The organism is Pantoea sp. RIT-PI-b (assembly GCF_001187905.1).
In the GTDB taxonomy this organism is placed as follows: Bacteria; Pseudomonadota; Gammaproteobacteria; order Enterobacterales; family Enterobacteriaceae; genus Pantoea; species Pantoea nemavictus.
In genome coordinates, this window is record NZ_LGIS01000015.1 from 91,684 (window position 1) to 110,669 (window position 18,986).

General features: G+C 56.5%; 17 protein-coding genes. 5 read left to right on the forward strand and 12 right to left on the reverse strand.

The window, feature by feature from the left end:
* Nucleotides 1–56: 56 nt before the first annotated feature.
* Both AC790_RS09510 and fpr read right to left on the reverse strand, forming a co-directional pair.
* Nucleotides 57–647, reverse strand: coding sequence for a YiiQ family protein (locus tag AC790_RS09510; protein ID WP_049851599.1), 591 nt, complete (start codon nucleotides 645–647; stop codon nucleotides 57–59).
* Between the two features lie 106 nt (nucleotides 648–753).
* Nucleotides 754–1,500, reverse strand: coding sequence for a ferredoxin--NADP(+) reductase (gene fpr / locus AC790_RS09515; protein WP_007885373.1), 747 nt, complete (start codon nucleotides 1,498–1,500; stop codon nucleotides 754–756).
* A 284-nt stretch (nucleotides 1,501–1,784) separates the two neighbouring features.
* Between fpr and emrD the strand changes: the two genes are divergently transcribed.
* On the forward strand, nucleotides 1,785–2,981 hold the full coding sequence (gene emrD, locus AC790_RS09520) for a multidrug efflux MFS transporter EmrD (protein ID WP_007885374.1): 1,197 nt from the start codon (nucleotides 1,785–1,787) through the stop codon (nucleotides 2,979–2,981).
* Here emrD and glpX read toward each other — a convergent pair.
* The 3 genes from glpX to AC790_RS09535 all read right to left on the reverse strand — a co-directional run bounded on the left by glpX (nucleotide 2,971) and on the right by AC790_RS09535 (nucleotide 6,470).
* Nucleotides 2,971–3,981 carry a class II fructose-bisphosphatase gene (gene glpX, locus AC790_RS09525; RefSeq protein WP_049851600.1) on the reverse strand — a complete coding sequence of 337 codons (1,011 nt, stop codon included), beginning with the start codon at nucleotides 3,979–3,981 and terminating at the stop codon, nucleotides 2,971–2,973. The two genes, emrD and glpX, sit on opposite strands and share 11 nt — an antisense overlap.
* Before the next feature lie 98 nt (nucleotides 3,982–4,079).
* Complete coding sequence (glpK, locus tag AC790_RS09530) at nucleotides 4,080–5,591, reverse strand: glycerol kinase GlpK (protein WP_007885381.1); 1,512 nt, start codon at nucleotides 5,589–5,591, stop codon at nucleotides 4,080–4,082.
* Between the two features lie 30 nt (nucleotides 5,592–5,621).
* Complete coding sequence (locus AC790_RS09535) at nucleotides 5,622–6,470, reverse strand: MIP/aquaporin family protein (RefSeq protein WP_007885383.1); 849 nt, start codon at nucleotides 6,468–6,470, stop codon at nucleotides 5,622–5,624.
* Nucleotides 6,471–6,890: 420 nt separating this feature from the next.
* Between AC790_RS09535 and zapB the strand changes: the two genes are divergently transcribed.
* Entirely contained in the window at nucleotides 6,891–7,130 is a 240-nt protein-coding gene (zapB, locus tag AC790_RS09540; protein WP_007885384.1) for a cell division protein ZapB, read from the forward strand.
* Nucleotides 7,131–7,180: 50 nt separating this feature from the next.
* Here the strand turns inward: zapB and rraA are convergent, their stop codons facing one another.
* The 6 genes from rraA to priA all read right to left on the reverse strand — a co-directional run bounded on the left by rraA (nucleotide 7,181) and on the right by priA (nucleotide 14,243).
* A complete protein-coding gene (gene rraA / locus AC790_RS09545) occupies nucleotides 7,181–7,666 on the reverse strand; it encodes a ribonuclease E activity regulator RraA (protein ID WP_007885386.1) in 486 nt (161 codons plus the stop codon).
* 153 nt (nucleotides 7,667–7,819) lie between these two features.
* On the reverse strand, nucleotides 7,820–9,157 hold the full coding sequence (gene hslU, locus AC790_RS09550) for an HslU--HslV peptidase ATPase subunit (RefSeq protein ID WP_007885388.1): 1,338 nt from the start codon (nucleotides 9,155–9,157) through the stop codon (nucleotides 7,820–7,822).
* A gap of 11 nt (nucleotides 9,158–9,168) precedes the next feature.
* Complete coding sequence (hslV, locus tag AC790_RS09555; RefSeq protein WP_007885391.1) at nucleotides 9,169–9,699, reverse strand: ATP-dependent protease subunit HslV; 531 nt, start codon at nucleotides 9,697–9,699, stop codon at nucleotides 9,169–9,171.
* A gap of 105 nt (nucleotides 9,700–9,804) precedes the next feature.
* On the reverse strand, nucleotides 9,805–10,689 hold the full coding sequence (ftsN, locus tag AC790_RS09560) for a cell division protein FtsN (RefSeq protein WP_049851612.1): 885 nt from the start codon (nucleotides 10,687–10,689) through the stop codon (nucleotides 9,805–9,807).
* Between the two features lie 151 nt (nucleotides 10,690–10,840).
* On the reverse strand, nucleotides 10,841–11,878 hold the full coding sequence (gene cytR / locus AC790_RS09565; RefSeq protein WP_007885396.1) for a DNA-binding transcriptional regulator CytR: 1,038 nt from the start codon (nucleotides 11,876–11,878) through the stop codon (nucleotides 10,841–10,843).
* A 166-nt stretch (nucleotides 11,879–12,044) separates the two neighbouring features.
* Complete coding sequence (gene priA / locus AC790_RS09570) at nucleotides 12,045–14,243, reverse strand: primosomal protein N' (RefSeq protein WP_049851601.1); 2,199 nt, start codon at nucleotides 14,241–14,243, stop codon at nucleotides 12,045–12,047.
* A 224-nt stretch (nucleotides 14,244–14,467) separates the two neighbouring features.
* On the opposite strand from priA, the gene rpmE reads away from it, so the two are divergent.
* The gene (gene rpmE, locus AC790_RS09575; protein ID WP_007885402.1) at nucleotides 14,468–14,683 is read left to right on the forward strand and encodes a 50S ribosomal protein L31; all 216 of its coding nucleotides are present in this window, start codon (nucleotides 14,468–14,470) and stop codon (nucleotides 14,681–14,683) included.
* A gap of 77 nt (nucleotides 14,684–14,760) precedes the next feature.
* Here the strand turns inward: rpmE and metJ are convergent, their stop codons facing one another.
* A complete protein-coding gene (gene metJ / locus AC790_RS09580) occupies nucleotides 14,761–15,078 on the reverse strand; it encodes a met regulon transcriptional regulator MetJ (RefSeq protein ID WP_007885403.1) in 318 nt (105 codons plus the stop codon).
* 274 nt (nucleotides 15,079–15,352) lie between these two features.
* Here metJ and metB point away from each other — a divergent pair, with 274 nt between their 5' ends.
* Together metB and AC790_RS09590 are read left to right on the forward strand one after the other, a co-directional pair.
* Nucleotides 15,353–16,513 (forward strand): cystathionine gamma-synthase, encoded by a 1,161-nt coding sequence (gene metB, locus AC790_RS09585; RefSeq protein WP_049851602.1) that lies wholly within the window; start codon nucleotides 15,353–15,355, stop codon nucleotides 16,511–16,513.
* Between the two features lie 2 nt (nucleotides 16,514–16,515).
* Nucleotides 16,516–18,948, forward strand: coding sequence for a bifunctional aspartate kinase/homoserine dehydrogenase II (locus AC790_RS09590; protein ID WP_007885405.1), 2,433 nt, complete (start codon nucleotides 16,516–16,518; stop codon nucleotides 18,946–18,948).
* Nucleotides 18,949–18,986: the final 38 nt, after the last annotated feature.

Genomic DNA, 18,986 nt, shown 5'->3' on the forward strand with positions numbered 1-18,986 from the left:
AGTATAGAGATCAAATGGGTTGCTGGCTTTGCTTTTCGTCATTTTTGCCGGTGTGATCAGGGCGTAGCGAGCGCCAGTTTTATCGGCTCCACGGCGAAGGTTAAACCCTTGTCGCCGTTGTCTGCGACCACGAAGCGCAGTGCGCCTTCGGTGCGGGCAAAATAACGCGCACCTTTGCCGGCGCTCAGCAGAGAATCGAGCTTTTTGCGGCCATCTTCGGCCGACAAACCGGGGATGAAGAAACGCAGCAGGGCAGTCATGTAATCCATGGCACGTGCCTGCGCCGCTTTCATATCGGGACCGGGAACCGGCAGCCAGGTGATTTGCAGGGTTTTAATTTTGCCGGTGCCTTGCTCCAGCGCGGTTGAAGCATACAGCGTTTCGCTGATTTTACTGGCGGCACGCGTCAGGTTACTTTTATCGCCGCGACTATCAATGGCGCGATATTCCTGCAGCGGTTCATTGGGATTGGCGGCGTTGTACTTTTCACGGAACTGCGCAACGGTCATATCGAACGTCGGCGCACCCGCGAGCAGATAGGGCGCAGCAGGCAGATGATCGCTACGATCCAGTGCAGGTGCGTCCTCCGCCCAGGCGGGAAATGTCAGTGCGAGGCCAAGCAGCAGCGCGACTGGCAGGTTCTTCATTGCTTCGGCCCTAAATCATTCACTTAGCCCACGATTAGAACGGTTTTTACCGGGGAAAGTCAAAACCCACATTGGGAAAAATCTGACAATCTTCGCCTCGCGCCTCTTACCAATAATGCTCGCTGGTCATATGCCCGGGTTTACGTTTGAAATGCTTGCGCATCTCACGTGTGTCTTTTAGCAATTGTTGGGTATCGCGCACCATTTGCGGATTACCACACAGCATCACATGGCTGGTTTCTGCCGTGAGCGGCAAGCCAACCGCGCGCTCCAGTTCGCCGCTCTCAATCAACTGCGGTACGCGGCCGTGCAGCGAACCGGCGATCTCTTCGCGGCTTACCACGGTCTGAATATGCAGTTTGCCCTGATAGCGCTGCTGCAGCTGCTGCATTAACGGCAGGAAGCTCAGGTCATCCGCGAGACGGGCAGCGTGCACCAGCACAATATTGTCGAAACGCTCCAGATCTTCGCCCTGTTGCAGAATCGATAAATAGGGGCCAATCGCCGTGCCGGTGGCCAGCATCCACAGCGTTTGGCAGTCAGGAATTTCGTCGAGTACAAAGAACCCTGCGGCTTCTTTGGTAATCATCACCTGCTCGCCGGGCTGCAGTGCCTGCAAGCGTGGACTCAGTTTGCCTTCCGGCACGGTAACCAGATAAAACTCCAGCAGCGAATCTTTGGGCGCGTTGACGTAAGAGTAGGCGCGCTGCACACGCTCGCCGTCAATTTCTAATGCCAGCTTGGCAAACTGACCTGCGGTAAAGCTATCAATGGGCGCTTCGACGCGCAGACTGAACAGTGCATCGGTCCAGTTTTTTACCTCTTTCACTTCAGCATTGATCCACTCTGCCATGTTGGCTCCTTAATCTTGATTGTGTAGGTACATCATCGCCATCGGCCTAACGGATTTCCAGTCCATGCTCGGGCAAAGGGCTCTCAGCGACAAACGCAGCGCACAGATCAGCAACTGTAGCGGCCGGTTTACAATCTGGACGTCAACCTTGACGGCTTAAGACACTACAGCTTTGCCGGTGCCTCTCGATTTGTCACTGAATCCTGATATTTTTGCCGCCATAAATCCGAGGCAGCCTGTTTTGTGCTGCTTATTCTTTGTTTCTCAGGCAGACATTTTGTTCCATGTTGATAAGTAAAACGCAAAATCGCTTTCTGTTATTCATGCTGATCGTGCTGGTGGCGGTGGGGCAGATGGCGCAAACCATCTATGTGCCAGCGATGGCCAACATGGCAGAGACGCTCAATGTGCGCAGCGGTGCCATTCAGCAGGTGATGGCCGCCTATCTGATGACCTACGGTGGATCGCAGCTGATCTACGGCCCGCTTTCGGACAGCTTTGGTCGACGTCCGGTGATCCTTATCGGCATGACGATCTTTGCCATTGGTGCCTTGATCGCCATGTTCGCGCCCTCACTGGATATTCTGGTGCTGGGCAGCGCGGTGCAAGGTTTAGGTACCGGCGTGGCCGGCGTGATGGCGCGCACCATGCCGCGTGACCTTTACTCTGGTATTGCATTGCGCCAGGCGAACAGTTTACTCAATATGGGTATTCTGGTTAGCCCGCTGCTGGCGCCGGTGATTGGCGCGCTGCTGACGCATCTGTTTGGCTGGCACGCCTGTTTCGCCTTCCTGCTGCTGCTGTGTGTTGGCGTTACCGCGTCGATGGCGCGCTGGTTACCGGAAACCCGTCCCGTTGATACACCTGCTACGCCATTCCTGAAGCGTTATGCCACCCTGCTGAGTGACGGCAATTTCGTACGTTACCTGCTGCTGCTGATTGGCGCGCTGGCAGGCATCGCAGTATTCGAGGCCAGCTGCGGCGTGCTGATGGGCGGTGTTTTAGGTCTGGATGGTTTGACCGTCAGCATCCTGTTTATCCTGCCGATTCCGGCGGCGTTCTTTGGCGCCTGGTTTGCCGGACGCGAGCAGAAATCCTGGCACACGCTAATGTGGTATGGCGTCAATAGCTGCCTGCTGGCGGGCTTATTGATGTGGGTTCCCGCCTGGTTTGGCGTGATGAATATCTGGACGCTGTTGGTGCCGGCTGCGCTGTTTTTCTTTGGCGCCGGCATGCTGTTCCCGCTGGCAACGTCGGGTGCGATGGAGCCGTATGCATGGCTGGCGGGCAGCGCTGGAGCGTTAATTGGGGGGTTGCAGAACCTGGGTTCCGGCGTGGTAGCGTGGCTTTCTGCTCTGCTGCCGCAGCACGACCAATCCAGCCTCGGCATGTTGATGTTTGTGACGTCGCTGGTGATGCTGCTGTGCTGGTGGCCGCTCTCACGTCATCCGGAGAGCGGCAAGCAGGCGATTACAGGATAAATTGATGCAGCGCCGCGTCTTTGCGATCGAGATAGTGGATCGACTGGATGCGGCGAATAGTGCGTGATTTGCCGCGCACCAGCAGCGTTTCGCTGGTGGCGATGTTGCCGTTACGCGTGATGCCTTGCAGTAAATCGCCGGTGGTGATGCCCGTGGCGGCGAAGATCACGTTATCGTTACGCGCCATCTGATCCAGCTTCAGCACCTGACCCGCTTCAATGCCCATCTCGGCGCAGCGCTGTAGCTCATTCTCACCTAAGCGACGATTCTCTTCGCTATCGCCTTTCACTTGATGACGTGCCAGCAGGCGTGCCTGCATGTCGCCATCCATCGCCCGGATAACCGCCGCCGATACCACCCCTTCCGGCGCGCCGCCGATGCCATACATCACATCCACTTCGCTGTCCGGCATGCAGGTAAGAATTGAAGCCGCCACATCGCCGTCCGGGAAGGAGAACACGCGCACGCCGAGCTGTTGCAGCTGAGCAATCACCGCATCGTGGCGTGGTTTAGCCAGAATCGATACCGTCAGCTGGCTGAGCGGCTTGCCCAGTGCCAGCGCGATGTTTTTCAGATTAATATCGAGTGGCAGATTAAGGTCGATGGCGCCGCGTGCGCCGGGCCCGACAATCAGCTTCTCCATGTACATATCAGGTGCGTGCAGGAAGCTGCCCTTATCGCCGACCGCCAGCACCGCCAGCGCATTGGCTTGGCCCATCGCCGTCATGCGCGTGCCTTCAATCGGATCGACGGCGATATCTACCGCGTCGCCGCGACCGGTACCGACTTTCTCACCGATATACAGCATTGGCGCTTCGTCGATTTCGCCCTCGCCAATCACAATCTGGCCGTCGATATCGATAGTGTTAAGCATAATGCGCATGGCGTGAACGGCTGCGCCGTCGGCCGCATTTTTATCGCCGCGTCCTAACCAGTGATAGCCCGCCAGAGCGGCGGCTTCGGTCACGCGGGAAAATTCAAACGCGAGTTCTCGTTTCATGGTTGCACCTGACAAAAAACAGGCGGGCAGTTTAACACAGCGGGGGAGGGGGACGGGGGGAAAACCCGCGGCAGGGGGCGCCGCGGGTCAGCAGGATTTTACTCTTCGTCTTCCCATGCTTTCGCACGTGCCACGGCTTTCTTCCAGCCTGCGTAGCGGACGTTACGTTCGGTGGTTTCGATGCTTGGACGGAACTCACGCTCAATCACCGCTTTCTCGCGGACTTCATCCAGATCGCCCCAGAAGCCGACTGCCAGGCCAGCAAGATATGCCGCACCCAACGCAGTCACTTCACGCACTTCCGGACGCTCAACGCGTGTGCCGAGAATGTCGGACTGGAACTGCATCAGGAAGTTGTTGGCTACCGCACCGCCATCAACGCGCAGCGATTGCAGGCGGGTGCCGGCATCGTTCTGCATCGCTTCCAGCACGTCGCGCGTCTGATAAGCAATCGATTCCAGCGTGGCCCGGATGATGTGGTTAGCATTTGCACCGCGCGTCAGACCGAAGATCGCACCGCGTGCATACGGGTCCCAATAGGGCGCGCCCAAACCGGTGAAGGCAGGCACCATGTAAACACCGTTGCTATCTTTCACTTTCAACGCGAAGTATTCGGAGTCAGTGGAATCGCTGATCAGCTTCATCTCGTCGCGCAGCCACTGAATTGACGCACCACCGATAAACACCGCACCTTCCAGCGCATAGTTCACTTCGCCGCGTGGACCGCAGGCGATGGTGGTCAGCAGGCCGTGCGTTGAGGTTACGGCTTCGGTGCCGGTGTTCATCAACATAAAGCAGCCGGTGCCGTAGGTGTTTTTCGCCATACCCGGTTGTACGCACAGCTGGCCGTACAGCGCCGCCTGTTGGTCACCCGCGATACCGGCGATGGGAATACGCGTACCGCCTTTACCACCAATGTTGGTCTGGCCGTAAACTTCTGAAGAACCTTTCACTTCCGGCAGCATTTCACGCGGAATATCGAGGATCTCCAGCATGCGCTCATCCCACTCCAGCTTGTGGATGTTGTACATCATGGTACGTGAGGCGTTGGTGTGATCGGTTACGTGCACACGCCCTTGCGTCATTTTCCAAATCAGCCAGGTATCAACGGTTCCAAACAGCAGTTCGCCGCGTTTAGCACGTTCACGTGCGCCTTCAACGTGGTCAAGAATCCACTTCACTTTGGTGCCGGAGAAGTAAGGGTTAATCACCAAACCGGTGGTGTGCTGGATATACTCTTCCAGTCCCTCTTTCTTCAGCTTGTTACAGTAATCTGCGGTGCGTGGATCCTGCCAGACGATGGCGTTGTAGATAGGCTTGCCGCTCTCTTTATCCCACACGATGGCGGTTTCACGCTGGTTGGTGATACCAATCGCCGCGATTTGATCGGAGTTAATGTCGGCATGTGCCAGCACTTCAACCAGCGTTGAGCTTTGTGACGCCCAGATATCCATTGGGTCATGCTCAACCCAACCCGCTTTCGGGTAGATCTGGGTAAATTCACGCTGTGAAACGGCGACGATGTTCGCGTCATGATCGAGCACTACGGCACGTGAGCTGGTTGTGCCCTGATCGAGCGCGACAATATATTTTTTATCAGTCGTAGTCATTGTGCTTTCCTGATGATGTATCGATGAAACTTACGCTTTACGCTGCTGAGCGCGCGCAACCGGTTTTTCTGTTGTGCTGGCTTCCGCCACGTTAACTGGCAGATGACGGCCAATCAGTGAACGGTAACCCCAGGCACCGAGGCAAGCGCCGACCAGCGGGCCAAAAATCGGAACCAGGAAGTAAGGAATATCTTTGCCACCGGTGAAGGCGACGTTGCCCCATCCGGCGAAGAAGGCGAACAGTTTTGGACCGAAGTCACGCGCCGGGTTAAGTGCGAAGCCGGTCAGCGGGCCCATTGCACCACCGATAATGGCTACCAGCAGACCAATCAAAAGCGGTGCCAGCGGGCCGCGTGGTACGCCGTTGCCGTCATCGGTCAGCGCCATAATGACGCCCATCAGTACGGCGGTAATCACCATCTCAACCAGGAACGCCTGACCAACACTGATGTGCGGGTTTGGATAGGTAGAGAAGATGCCGGCCAGGTCGAGGCTTTCAACGCTGCCACGTACCATCTGATGACCTGTTTCGTAATCCAGGAACAAATTGTAGTAGAGACCATAAACCAACGCGGCAGCGCAGAAGGCGCCGGCAACCTGCGCCAGAATATAGGGTACGACTTTACGGCCTTCAAAGTTTGCGAACAGGCACAGCGCGATAGTCACCGCTGGGTTAAGATGCCCGCCTGAAACACCGGCGCTCAGATAGACCGCCATGGAAACCGCTAAGCCCCAGATGATACAAATTTCCCACTGACCGAACGCAGCACCGGCCAATTTCAGTGCGGCAACGCAGCCGGCACCAAAAAAGATGATCAAACCGGTGCCGATAAATTCGGCGATGCACTGACCTGTTAGTGTGTTAGTTGTTTGACTCATAATGGCATTCCTGAAGCGAGGTTAAATTTTATCAGTTTTTGTTCTCATCCATGAGTCGCCCAGCTTTTAATGTAGGGTTGATGTGAATTTATCGTTAACGAGCATAAACGAGAAATAGCGAAATTGAAAACTGTGTACTGCGTCATAAAAATGCGCGTTTTCGCGTCTTTTGCGTTTCTTTACGGCCCATTCAGCCTGCTTTGCGCGTGGACGGTTAAGTGATCGCGCACACAGATGCGCGAAGATGAGCATTTTTTTAGGCATTGACTGAAAAGTGTTACAGACTGCCCTCGCAGGCCTTGTGCCGCTGGACTTGCTGGGTTTGGCTACATACAATCGAGTCATCGTGGCTGAGCGCACCATAATAAGGCATGCGCTAGCCCCATCAACGCCTTGCAAGATTTAGGAGAGGTCAGAAAGATGTCATTTGAAGTGTTCGAGAAACTGGAAGCGAAAGTACAGCAGGCGATTGATACCATCACTCTGCTGCAGATGGAAATTGAAGAGCTGAAAGAGCAAAACAATACGCTGAAAAACGAAGTCAGCCAGGCTTCAGGTAACCAGGATGCGCTGGTGCGTGAAAATCAGCATCTGAAAGAAGAGCAGCATGTCTGGCAGGATCGTCTGCGGGCACTGCTGGGAAAAATGGAAGAGGTTTAAGCGTACAGGCTTGAACCAACGGGTGCCGCGGCACCCGTTTTTGTTGCGGCTTACTCGATGTCGAGTGCGTCTTCAGACAGGATAATGCCGGTATTGTCGGCATACAGATGGTCGCCAGAGAAGAAAGTCACGCCGCCAAAGTTAACGCGTACGTCACTTTCGCCAATGCCTTCACCCGCTGCACCCACCGGAATGGCTGCAATCGCCTGAATGCCGATTTCCAGCTCTTCAAGGTCGTCAACCTGACGCACCGAACCGTAAATCACAATGCCTTCCCACTCATTTTGCGCCGCCAGACTTGCCAGCTGAGCATCGACCAGGGCGCGACGAACGGAACCGCCGCCATCCACCAGCAATACGCGACCCCGACCGTTCTCTTCCAGCAAATCGTAAAGTAAGCCGTTATCTTCGAAGCATTTCACCGTGGTGATTTGACCACCGAATGAACTGCGTCCACCAAAGTTCGAAAAAAGCGGTTCAACAACGTTCACAGCTTCGTGGTAGATGTCACAGAGTTCAGATGTATCGTATTTCATGAGGGTTTTCGTCTGTTTGCCACAGGAGCGCTAAGTATATCGCTATCTGGCGATTGTTGGCAAAATCATCAGCCGCCAAAAAAAGCGCTGCATCAATATCCTGCGTAAAAAAAGCCCGGCGCAGTGGCCGGGCGGGGATATCGCAGACGAAGCTTACAGAATGAAGCGGCTGAGGTCTTCGTCGGCCACCAGCTCATCCAGATGCTTACCAACGTACTCGGCATCGATAGTGATCGACTCACCGTTACGATCGCTGGCGTCATAGGAGATATCTTCCATCAGACGCTCCAGCACGGTATGCAGACGACGTGCACCGATGTTTTCGGTGGTTTCGTTTACCTGCCATGCGGCTTCAGCGATACGACGCACCGCATCGTCCGTGAAGTCGATGTTGACCCCTTCGGTGCCCATCAGCGCTTTGTACTGCACGGTAACCGAGGCGTTTGGCTCGGTCAGAATGCGTTCGAAGTCATTGACGGTCAGCGCCTGCAGCTCAACGCGAATCGGCAGACGGCCCTGCAGCTCGGGAATCAAATCGGAAGGGCTAGCCACCTGGAACGCGCCGGAAGCGATAAACAGGATGTGGTCGGTTTTCACCATGCCGTGCTTGGTGGACACGGTGCAGCCTTCAACCAGCGGCAGCAGGTCGCGCTGCACGCCTTCGCGTGACACGTCTGGACCGCCTGCATTCTGGCCGCCGCGCTTACAGATTTTGTCGATTTCGTCGATGAACACGATACCGTGCTGCTCAACCGCATCGATGGCGTCCTGCTTCAGCTCTTCAGGATTCACCAGCTTGGCCGCTTCTTCTTCAATCAGCAGCTTCATGGCTTCTTTGATTTTCAGCTTACGCGGTTTCTGCTTCTGCCCACCGAGGTTCTGGAACATCGATTGCAGCTGGCTGGTCATCTCTTCCATGCCAGGAGGCGCCATGATTTCGACGCCGGCGGAGGAAGCGGCCAGATCGATCTCAATCTCTTTATCGTCCAGCTGGCCTTCGCGCAGTTTCTTGCGGAATGACTGACGCGCTGCCGAGGGCTCAGCCGCTTGCTCAGCCTGGCCCCAGTTGTTTTTCGCGGGCGGGATCAGCACATCGAGGATGCGCTCTTCCGCCATCTCTTCAGCGCGGTATTTGTTCTTCTCAATCGCCTGGCTGCGCACCATCTTGATGGCAGAATCGGTCAGATCGCGAATGATGGAATCAACCTCTTTACCGACGTAACCGACTTCGGTGAATTTGGTGGCTTCTACTTTGATGAACGGTGCGTTAGCCAGCTTGGCTAAGCGACGGGCGATTTCGGTTTTACCGACGCCGGTAGGACCAATCATCAGAATGTTCTTTGGCGTTACTTCGTGGCGCAGCTCTTCGTCGAGCTGCATACGGCGCCAGCGGTTACGCAGGGCGATCGCGACCGCCTTTTTTGCGCCATCCTGGCCGATAATAAAGCGGTTAAGCTCGCTGACAATCTCGCGTGGAGTCATCTCGGACATGATTTTGATCCTTACGCCTTAGACGGTAATGCTTCGATGTTGATGTTGTGGTTGGTGTAGATACAGATATCGCCGGCGATGTTCAGCGCCTTCTCCACAATATCTTGTGCACCAATGTCCGTGTTCTCCAGCAGGGCGCGAGCCGCTGCCTGGGCGTAAGGCCCACCGGAACCAATAGCAATCAGGTCATTTTCCGGCTGGATAACGTCGCCGTTGCCGCTGATGATCAGCGAGGCGTTTTCATCAGCGACCGCCAGCAGCGCTTCAAGGCGACGCAGCATGCGATCGGTACGCCAATCTTTTGCCAGTTCGACCGCCGCTTTCACCAGATGACCCTGGTGCATCTCCAGCTTGCGCTCAAACAGTTCAAACAGGGTGAAGGCATCTGCGGTACCGCCAGCAAAACCGGCGATCACTTTATCGTTGTAAAGACGACGGACTTTTTTGACATTGCCTTTCATTACGGTATTGCCGAGCGTAGCCTGGCCATCACCGCCAATCACTACCTGGCCGTTGCGTCGTACACTTACTATTGTTGTCACGGGCAGACCCCTTGTTGCAGTAGAAAAGGAACTCCGCGCACTCGGCGCGGAGTATCATGCAACCAGATATGGGGCAGGATTGGGGAGTTTCAACCCCTAAAGAATTTAAGGTAAGGCGAGGGGAATACAGCTTCCGTGGCCGGAGCTGTGTAAGCGTTTTACCGTGCTGTCCGCGCTGCTGCGATCTTTGAACGGCCCGATCACCACGCGATTCCAGCCACCGCCGGTCGTAATACGGCTCTCAAATCCTTCAAATGCCAGACCAGCGCGCACGGATTCCGCCTGATCGGTGCCTTTGAACGAACCACACTGCACCATCCAGCGCTGCGAAGAGGCTTTCTCTTCCGCTTTCGCTTTGGCGGTTTCCTGCGGCTTAGTCTGCTGCGTTGGCTCGCGCGTGATCGGCGCAGCCTGCTGCTGTTGCTGCTGACGCACGGCCTGTTGTTGCTGTTGCTGTTGCTGGCGCTGTAGCTGCTGCTGACGTTGCAACTGTTGCTGCTGTTGCTGCTGTTGCTGCACCTGCTGACGCTGCAGCGTCTGCTGGCGCTGTGCCGGGGTTTGTTCGTTCCACGGTACTTCGTTCAGCTGCGTAGGCTGCTGGCGCATATCGGCCTGCATCTGCTCCAGCAGCTGGCGCTGTTCATCGGTCAACTGGGTTTGTGATTGCACGCCACCCGCTGAAGGCTCAGTCGGCGACGGAACGGTAATCTGGCGATTTTCCAGCTCTTTGATGTACTTCCAGCGCTCTTCCGGCTTCGGCGGCAAGCCGTTACCGTTAGCTTTGTGATTGGGAATGACTTCAATCTCTTCTTTCTTATGATGCGAGATGAACCATAAACCACCGGCAAAGGTGACCAGCACGGCCGCGGCCAGTACCATCATGAGCTTTGAAGTGCCTGAGCCGCCTTTGCTTTTCTTGCTGCGGCTGGCGGGTTTTTTGCGACGCGTCCCTGTTGAACGCCCGCGGCCTACATAATCTTTCTGTGCCACTTTCGTTCTGATACCCTTCAAAAAAATGCCAATGGGCATGTAAATGTGCTGTTAATTGCCCGGCAATGAATGCGCCATGTTACGCAAGGGCTGGAACTTTGACCAGCACAGTCTGCCTTCAGAATCCGCTGAAAATGCAGGCGTCAGTCGGTTATTTTTCACGTTTTGCTGCCGGTGCCGTGCTGCCGCGCACGCGCAATTCCGCATCCAGCAGGCGCGAACCGTTATTCACGCGTTTGCCCTGCAGCTCATCGAGTAATAACAGCATGGCCTCACGACCAATCGCAAAGCGCGGCTGCGCCACGGTGGTCAGCGGCGGATCGTAGTATTGCGCCAGCTCGATATCATCGAACCCCACTACCGACAGATCCTGCGGAATCCGCATGCCAAGTTTACGCGCCTGATTCATGGCACCTAGCGCCATCAGATCGCTATGGCAAAAAATCGCTTTCGGCGGCTGCGGTAAACTCATCAACTGCTTAAGCGCATTGGCACCGGCTTCAAAGGTGAAGTCGCCGTGCACAATCATGGTCGGATCGATGGCGATACTGCTGCGGCGCAGCGCCTGAATGTAGCCCTGCAACCGATACTGGCTCAGCGGAATATGCTCTGGCCCGGTGATGCAGGCAATTTGGCGATGGCCGAGCTGCAGCAGATGATTCACCGCTTCAAATGCCGCCGTCAGGTTATCGATATGGACCGTTGGCAACGCCATCTCTGGCGCAAATTCGTTACCCATTACCATTGGCGGCAGGTTGCGCTGATCTTCAATTCCGGCGTCAAACGGCAGCTGCGAACCCAACAGCACCATGCCGTCGATCTGCCGCGTCAGCATTAAATTCAGGAAGGTTTTCTCCTGTTTATTCTGATGCGCGCAGTCGCCAATCAATACCAAATAACCTTCATGCGCAGCGGTAACTTCCACGCCGCGAATGATCTCACTGAAGAAGGGATCACAGATATCCGGCACAATCACCAGAATGGTTTGTGTTTCACCCCGTTTGGCATTGCGCGCCAAACCGTGCGGCGCATACCCCACGGCCAGCACCGCTTTTTCGACTTTGAGACGGGTGGCGGCCGAGACTTTTTCTGGATTCATCAACGCACGTGAAACCGTGGCGGTTGAAACGCCGGCTTTCTCGGCCACATCTTTCATGGTGGCAGCGGTTGAGGGTTGCTTCTGGTCCAACGTATAACTCCTGACGCGGTACAGCGCATTGATTTACAGAGATTGCCGGGCTTTAACCGGGTCGGCACTATTGTTAACCGAAGGTCGCGGCGGGTTGTTACTTAATTTGCATAAAAATTGTGACTTGTGCGACTTTTTTCGATCTGGCTCGCAGATGTGGCGCGGCTTAACTCTCGGTGGGGTCGATATCCAGCGTCCACTTTACTTTACGTGCGGCGGGTAAGGTGGCGATCAGCGGCAGCGATCCGCTCAGCAGCTGTTGCAAACGCTTACGTGACGGATGCTGCAACAGCAGTTGCCAGCGCCAGCGTCCACTGCGTTTCGGTGCCAACGCCGGAACCGGCCCCATCAGCCACATCGCCTCATCTTTTAACGGGCTGGCTTCCAGCAAATTGCGCAGTTGTGTGAGAAATTCCGCTGCCTGCTGGTTATCCATATCTTCGGCGCGGAACAGCGCATGGCTGGTCCACGGCGGCAGTTGTACCGATTGACGCTCCAGCAGGGTTTGATCGGCAAAGGCGAAATAGCCGCGATGCAGCAAGGTTTGCAGCAGCGGATGTTCGGGATGGTGGGTTTGCAGCAACACTTCGCCCTGTTTTCCGGCGCGACCCGCGCGACCCGCAACCTGGGTATACAGCTGCGCAAAACGCTCGGCGGCGCGAAAATCGGCCGAGAACAGCGCGCCATCAACATCCAGCAGCGACACCAACGTAACATCCGGGAAGTGATGGCCTTTCGCCAGCATTTGCGTGCCCACCAGAATGCGTGCGCCGCCGCGATGCACATCGGCCAGATGCTGCTCCAGCGCACCTTTGCGGCTGGTGGTATCACGATCGATACGCGACACCGGCACGCCAGGAAACAGCGTACCGAGCTGCTGCTCCAGCTGTTCGGTACCCACGCCGACCGGCATTAAATGCGTTGAGCCGCAGTCGGGACACTGATTTGGCAGCGGGCGCTGGCTGTCACAATGGTGGCAGCGCAGCTGGCGATGATTCTGATGCAGCGTGTAGTAGCTGTCGCAGCGCTGACATTCTGCCAGCCAGCCGCAATCGTGACACATCAGCGCCGGTGAGAAACCGCGGCGGTTAAGGAACAGCAGCACCTGATTATCGGCCTGCAGATGCTGGCGCATTTTGCCGAGCAGCGCGGGTGCCAATCCCCCTTTCAGCTGCTGACCTTTCAGATCAATTAGCTGTTGTAATGCTGGTTTAGCGTTGCCCGCGCGTTTGGTGAGATTGAGCTGGCGATATTTGCCGACGCGCACATTGTGCAAGGTTTCCAGCGCCGGCGTAGCCGAGCCCATGACAATCGGAATATCTTCCTCATGCGCGCGGAACACCGCCAGATCGCGCGCCTGATAGCGCCAGCCTTCCTGCTGCTTGTACGAGCTGTCATGCTCTTCATCAATGATGATCACGCCCGGACGCGCTAGCGGTGTGAACAGTGCTGAACGCGTCCCGATGACAATCGCGGTTTCACCACTGCGCGCGCGCAGCCACACGGCAAGGCGTTCGCTGTCATTCAGCGCGGAGTGCAGCACATCAATCGGGGCGTCAAAGCGTTCGCGGAAGCGGGCGATGGTTTGCGGCGTCAGGCCGATTTCCGGCACCAGCACCAGCGCCTGCTTGCCGCGCGCCAGCACGTTCTCCAGCACGCTGAGATACACCTCAGTTTTACCTGAACCGGTAATGCCGGCCAGCAGCCACGGCGCGTAGTGATCGTCTTCGCTGCGCATCGCGCCTACCGCCATCGCCTGATCGGTATTCAGGCGCAGGCGATCACCTTTAACCGCAAAGCGGGTGCGCCAGTCGTGCATCTGCGGCGCGTGTTCGCGTAGATCGCACAAACCTTTTGCACGCAACGCCTGCAGCGCCGCATCGGTAAAATCGTATTCACTGACCTGATGACGATACAGCGGCCGTTGACGCAGCATCGCCAGCGCCTGCTGCTGTTTCGGCGCGCGCTTCAGGCTCTCCATCGCCACTTCCCGGCCAGCATCATTGATCACCCATTGCCACAGCGGTGCCTCCTGGGCCGGCTTGCCCTGGCGCAGCAGCACCGGCAGCGCATGGCTGAGCACCTCGCCGAGCGGTGAGTGATAATAATTCGCGGCCCAATGCAGGATGCGCCACAACGCGGGCGAGAACAGGCTGCGATCGTCGAGCACGCTTTCAATCTGCTTGAGCTGGGCCAGCGGCAGATCGCTGGTCTCACGCGTGCCGACGACGATGCCAATCATTTTGCGATTGCCGAACGGCACATTCACGCGCGCACCCGCCACCGGCTGCGGCGCATCGGCTGGCAGCAGATAGTCAAACAGACGAGGTAGCGGAACGGGCAGGGCAACCTGAACAACGGGCATGTGAATCTCTATCCGGTTCTGAATTAAGGAGAAGAAGTAGTGTACACGTTGATACCCTGAGCGGATATATTACGGTGGTTTGCTAAAAGTGGTTAATTTCTGTATACTATGCCGCCTTCGATGAGATCGCTTGTCGGAGCATACACTTAATGTTCAATCGCGTGTGGTGCTGTGCAGGCTGAGCCTGGCACGGAGAGCGACACGGCCTTTTATGAGGTTCTCCCATGAAACAAGGTATTCACCCTAAGTACGAAGCAGTAACCATGACTTGCTCTTGCGGTAACGTGATCAACACCCGTTCAACCATGGCTTCTGGTCTGAACCTGGACGTGTGCGGCAAATGCCACCCGTTCTACACTGGTAAGCAGCGTATTGCTGACACCGGTGGCCGTGTAGATCGCTTCAACAAGCGTTTCAGCGTGCCAGCAAGCAAGAAATAAGATTATTTGCCGTCGAATCTTCGCGATTCGGATGCAAGAAAAAACCCAGCCTCGGCTGGGTTTTTTTATTTCTGGCTTCAGTATTCCCAGCTATCGGGATCGATGCCCATCTCGCGCATAATCTGTTTCGCTTCTTCCGGAATCTCATCGCTGCGCTCTTTACGCAGATCGACATCGTTCGGCAGAGGCTGCCCGGTGAAAGCATGCAAAAAGGCTTCACACAGCAGTTCGCTGTTGGTGGCGTGACGCAGGTTATTCACCTGACGGCGGGTGCGCTCGTCAGTTAAAATCTTCAGCACTTTCAGCGGGATAGAAACTGTGATTTTCTTGACCTGCTCGCTCTTCTTGCCATGTTCAGCGTAAGGGCTGATATATTCGCCGTTCCATTCAGCCATGGGTTACCTTAATCAATAAAAGTTGAATATGGGGAAATCCGTTGATTATGCCCGATTTTTCGATGCCTGACCCCTTAAACCGCAGGTTTTATGCTTGAGCACCGCTTCTGAAAAGGAAAGCGCGCTGAACACCAGGCGATGACGGACAATTTTAGCGGTTATTGATGATTTGCTCAATCTATACGCAAAGACATTTAGATGTCCAGATGTATTGACGTCTATGCGCTGAATGTTATGCTGTTGCTCTTCTTTTTCTTCAGGAACAGTAGGCACCATGACGCGCAAACAGGCAACCATCGCAGTACGCAGCGGTTTGAATGATGACGAGCAATATGGCTGCGTTGTCCCACCGATTCATCTCTCCAGCACCTATAACTTTCTCGACTTCAACGAGCCGCGTGCGCACGACTATTCACGTCGCGGCAACCCAACGCGTGATGTGGTTCAGCGCGCACTGGCGGAGTTAGAAGGGGGTGCAGGCGCGGTATTAACCAATACCGGCATGTCAGCGATTCATCTGGTGACCACTGTGTTCCTGAAGCCGGGCGATTTGCTGGTGGCACCGCACGATTGCTACGGCGGCAGCTATCGCCTATTCGATAGCCTGAGCAAGCGCGGTGCCTATCGCGTGAAGTTTGTCGATCAGGGCGATAAAGCCGCGTTGGCTGCTGCATTAGCTGAAAAGCCAAAGCTGGTGCTGGTCGAAAGCCCAAGTAATCCGCTGCTGCGCGTGGTTGATATCGCCAGCATTTGTGCTGCCGCGCGCGAAGCCGGCGCCATTAGCGTGGTGGACAACACCTTCCTCAGCCCGGCGTTGCAAAACCCGCTGGCGCTAGGCGCCGATCTGGTTGTTCACTCCTGCACCAAATACCTGAACGGCCACTCTGATGTGGTGGCAGGTGCGGTGATCTCGAAAGATGCGGAGATGGCCAGCGAAATGGCGTGGTGGGCGAATAATATTGGTGTAACCGGCGCAGCGTTTGATAGCTACCTGCTGCTGCGCGGTTTACGCACGCTGTCACCGCGCATCGCGGCAGCGCAACGTAATGCATTGGCGATAGTTGATTACCTGAAGCAACAACCGCTGGTGAAAAAACTGTATCATCCGTCTCTGCCGGAAAATGCCGGACATGAGTTTGCGGTACGTCAGCAGCGCGGTTTTGGCGCGATGTTGAGTTTCGAAATCGATGCCGATGAGGCTCGTCTGCGCCGCTTCCTGAAAGCGCTGCAGCTGTTTACGCTGGCTGAATCACTCGGCGGCGTAGAGAGTTTGATTTCGCATACCGCGACCATGACGCATGCGGGCATGTCTGCAGAAGCACGCGCGGCAGCGGGAATTTCTGACACACTGCTGCGTATTTCTGTTGGGATTGAAGATCACGAAGATTTAATCGCCGATCTGGATAATGCATTCCGGATCGCAGCCGAGGGGTAACCATGACGAGTTCAGTGGGCGCGGGAACGCCGATCAAGCAGTTGCATAAATTTGGTGGCAGTAGCCTGGCCGACGCACGTTGCTATCAGCGCGTGGCCAGCATCATGGCGGATTACAGCCAGCCAGGCGACTTAATGGTGGTCTCTGCCGCAGGCAGCACCACTAACCAGTTGATTAGCTGGCTGAAATTAAGCCAGAGCGATCGCTTATCTGCCCATCAGGTGCAACAGGCTTTACGGCGCTTTCACAGCGAGCTCATTGCTGCGCTGCTGCCTGCTGAATATGCCGAAACCCTGACCTCTACCTTTATACGCGATCTGGAACGTTTGGCGGCGCTGCTCGACGGCCCCCTCACCGACGCGGTTTATGCCGAAGTGGTCGGTCACGGCGAAATCTGGTCGGCGCGTTTAATGGCTGCCGTGCTGAGCCAGCGCGAAATCGAAGCCGCCTGGCTCGATGCGCGCGACTTCCTGCGTGCCGAACGTGCCGCGCAGCCGCAGGTTGATGAAGGTAAATCCTGGCCGCTGCTGCAGGAGCTATTGACGCAGCATCCGCATAAGCGCCTGGTGGTAACCGGATTTATCAGCCGCAGCGAAGCGGGTGAAACCGTGCTGCTGGGCCGTAACGGCTCGGACTACTCGGCCACGCAGATTGGCGCCCTGGCGGGCGTGGGTCGCGTCACCATCTGGAGTGATGTGGCGGGCGTGTATAGCGCCGATCCGCGTAAAGTCTCTGATGCGTGCCTGCTGCCGCTGCTGCGTCTGGATGAAGCCAGCGAATTGGCGCGTCTGGCGGCGCCGGTGCTGCACACCCGCACTTTGCAGCCGGTCGCCAATAGCGATATCGATTTGCAGCTGCGTTGCAGCTATCAGCCGGAGCAGGGCTCAACGCGCATTGAGCGCGTGCTGGCATCGGGCACCGGTGCGCGCATCGTCACCAGCCACGATGATGTGTGCCTGGTGGAGATTGAGATCCCCGCCAATCACGATTTCAAAACGCAGCAGAAAGAGATCGACCTGCTGCTGAAACGCGCGCAGCTGCGTCCGCTGGCGATGGGGATTCATCCCGATCGTCGTCTGCTGCAGCTGTGTTACACCTCGGAAGTGGTGAATAGCGCCTTTAATCTGTTGCAGGATGCCGCCTTGCCGGGCCATCTGCAGCTGCGCGACGGCTTAGCGCTGGTGGCGCTGGTCGGTGCAGGCGTGACGCGTAATCCGCTGCACAGCCATCGCTTCTGGCAGCAGATCAAAGATCAGCCGGTGGAGTTTGTCTGGCAATCAGAAGATCACATCAGCATCGTAGCGGTGTTGCGCGTTGGCCCAACTCAGCACCTGATTCAGGGCTTGCATCAGTCGCTGTTCCGCGCCGAGAAACGCATCGGTTTGATGCTGTTCGGCAAAGGCAACATCGGTTCACGCTGGCTTGAGCTGTTTGCCCGCGAGCAGGAATCCTTGTCTGCGCGTACTGGATTTGAGTATGTGCTGGCGGGCGTGGCGGACAGCAACCGCAGCCTGCTGAGCTACGACGGTCTGGAAGCTAGCCGTGCGTTGGCCTTCTTTGATGACGAAGCTGTAGAGCGCGATGAAGAGTCGCTGTTTCTGTGGATGCGTGCGCACCCGTTTGATGATTTAGTGGTGCTGGACGTCACCGCCAGCGAGCAGCTGGCGCAGCAGTATCACGACTTCGCCAGCCACGGTTTCCACGTTATCAGCGCCAATAAGGTCGCCGGTGCCGCGAGCGGCCAGAGTTGGCGTCAGGTACGTGATGCCTTCGCCAAAACCGGTCGCCACTGGCTGTACAACGCCACCGTGGGTGCCGGTTTGCCGGTCAATCACACGGTGCGCGATTTACGTGAAAGCGGCGACAGCATTCTGGCTATCAGCGGCATTTTCTCTGGCACGCTTTCCTGGCTGTTCCTGCAGTTTGACGGCACGGTGCCGTTTAGCGAGCTGGTCGATCAGGCATGGCAGCAAGGCTTGACCGAACCGGATCCGCGCGTGGATTTATCCGGCCAGGACGTGATGCGCAAGCTGGTAATTCTGGCGCGTGAAGCGGGCTACGATATCGAGCCGGATCAGGTGCGGGTGGAATCGCTGGTGCCGTCGATTTGCGAGGGCGAGTCGATTGATCACTTCTTCGAAAACGCCGATGAGCTGAATGAGCAGATGCTGCAGCGGCTGGAAGCGGCGCAGGAGCTTGGTCTGGTGCTGCGTTACGTGGCGCGTTTCGATGCCAATGGCAAAGCGCGCGTTGGCGTGGAAGCGGTGCGTCCTGAGCATCCGCTGGCCGCGCTGCTGCCGTGCGATAACGTGTTTGCCATCGAAAGCCGCTGGTATCGTGATAACCCGCTGGTGATTCGTGGGCCGGGCGCAGGTCGTGATGTTACGGCCGGCGCGCTGCAGTCCGATATCAATCGCCTCGCGCAATTGCTGTAACCTGCCTCAGCGTGCAGACGGCATCGTCCGTCTGCATG